Annotated in this window: 1 protein-coding gene; it reads left to right on the forward strand. The window is 43.7% G+C overall.

What is annotated here, in order from left to right; genetic code table 11:
* Window positions 1-487 precede the first annotated feature (487 nt).
* Window positions 488-836: ATP-binding protein (locus A3735_RS04080; RefSeq protein WP_231882368.1), on the forward strand; the 349-nt coding region annotated here is incomplete at its 3' end.

Consider the following 836-nt stretch of genomic DNA (forward strand, 5'->3'; position numbering starts at 1 on the left):
TAATCGCATCGAATACTATTTCTGGTAACGAATCGGTCGGTAATCTTTATATATCGCTTATTGCCTTAGATGAGGTTTTGAACGCTTTGCCAGAAGAACCTATTTTTGCTACATCTACCGTGGCAGGATCTTTGTCTGACGGTGTATACAGCTATCGCTTTGAGAATATCCCGGTCGGCGAGTATTTTGTTAGAGCAAGTACCAATAATGATGGCGATGAGCGCTCATTTGACGATGGAGAAGCAAAAGGAATCTATCCGAATTACTACTCGTTCGAGACCTTAAACGCAAATCGGGAAGTGATCAGTGGCATTGACTTTAGTGTTCAGTTNTTTGAATCAAATATCGAGGCTCTCGATGTGCTTGAGATTGGTGCGAGTCACTACCCCTTAGACTTAAGTGAAGACTAGGTATTGGCAGCCTCTCTATTCTCGGTTAAGCTTCACTAAATAAAATCCCTCCTCATTAATAGCAGCATAAGAAGTATATGGCAGACAATAACTCATCTCCGAAGCAATATAACGCCGACTCAATCGAAGTACTAAGTGGTTTGGACCCGGTTAAGAAAAGACCGGGGATGTATACTGAAACCACTCGGCCCAATCACCTTGCTCAGGAAGTAATCGATAACAGTGTCGATGAAGCGCTTGCGGGTCACGCCAGTAAAATTGATGTTGTATTGTATGAAGATGGTTCTTTGTCAGTTGCCGATAACGGGCGCGGGATGCCCGTAGATATTCACTCTGAAGAAGGTGTACCAGGGGTAGAACTAATCTTAAGTAAGCTACATGCTGGCGGTAAGTTCTCCAATGAAAACTACAACTTCTCGGGCGGTC

It is taken from the genome of Oleiphilus sp. HI0061 (genome assembly GCF_001635675.1).